The organism is Streptomyces flavofungini (assembly GCF_041028215.1).
GTDB classification, from domain to species: Bacteria; Actinomycetota; Actinomycetes; order Streptomycetales; family Streptomycetaceae; genus Streptomyces; species Streptomyces flavofungini_B.
This window is the reverse complement of record NZ_JASKYR010001392.1, coordinates 1-1,015: the sequence shown is the minus strand read 5'-3', so window position 1 is coordinate 1,015 and position 1,015 is coordinate 1. Positions and strand designations below refer to the sequence as shown.

Annotated in this window: 1 protein-coding gene; it reads right to left on the bottom strand. The window is 75.2% G+C overall.

Translation table 11 applies throughout. The features are described 5' to 3' along the window. A partial coding sequence (locus tag AB8Z36_RS41250) for an AfsR/SARP family transcriptional regulator (protein ID WP_369218463.1) occupies positions 1–844 on the bottom strand: 844 nt, incomplete at its 3' end. Between the last annotated feature and the right edge of the window lie 171 nt (positions 845–1,015).

Below are 1,015 nucleotides of genomic sequence, written 5' to 3'. Positions count from 1 at the left end.
ACACGGCCGCGGGCGAGGGCGCCGGGGAGGTGACCGTGACGGCGGCCCGCGCCCCGACCGGTCCGCGCCCCGCGTCCCGGCCGCCGTCCTCCTGCTCGCTCTCGTCCGTCCCCCGCAGAGCCATGGCGTACGCGTCGGCGAGTTCCTTGCCGGGATCGACGCCCAGCTCATCGGCGAGCAGCCGCCGGGTGCGGTGGAACCAGTCCAGCGCCTCGGTGCGCCGCCCCGCCCGCTGCAACGCCCGCATCAGCGCGGCGGACAGCGATTCGCGCAGGGGATGGGCACCTGCCTCGGCGCGCAGCACGGCGGCGGCCCTCGCGTGCTCGCCCATCCGCGACCAGGCACCGGCCAGCGACTCCACGGAGGCGAGGCGCAGCTCCTCAAGGGCCTGCGCGGCGGCTTGCAGGGGCTGGCTGGGGTAGGCGCCGGTCAGCGCGGGGCCCTGCCACAGGGACAGGGCCTCCTGGTACATCGCCACGGCGTCGGCGGGCGCCCGCTGACCGCGGGCCAGCGTCACCAGCTCCTCGAAGCGATGGGCGTCGAGGAGGGACTCCGGCATCCGCAGGACGTACGCGGTGCCCTGCGTGAGCAGTTCGACGCCGAACATCTCGGCGTCGGCGGTGGCGAGCAGCACCCGCAGGCGCGAGACGTGCCCCTGGATCACTCCGCGGGAGCGCAGCGGCGGCTCATGGTCCCACAGCGCCGCCGTCAAGCGGTCGACCGGAACCGGGTGGTTGGGCCGCAGCAGCAGGGCGGCGAGCAGGCTGCGCCGCTTGGCGGGGCCCAGGGGCAGCACCCCGACCTCAGTGGCGACGGAGACCGCTCCGAGCAGCCGAAATTCCACCGGTGTAACTCCTCCTGCGGTAAAAGATCCAGATTAGCCGAGCTGCACCCCCCTCCTCGCCGCGGCGGCGCTTCCCCGCCAACCGCCACGGCGGCGCTTCCCCGCCAACCCGGGCCGCCCCGGTTCAGCGCGGCGGCTCGGGGCACCCGGACGTCGTGATCGACAGAGGAC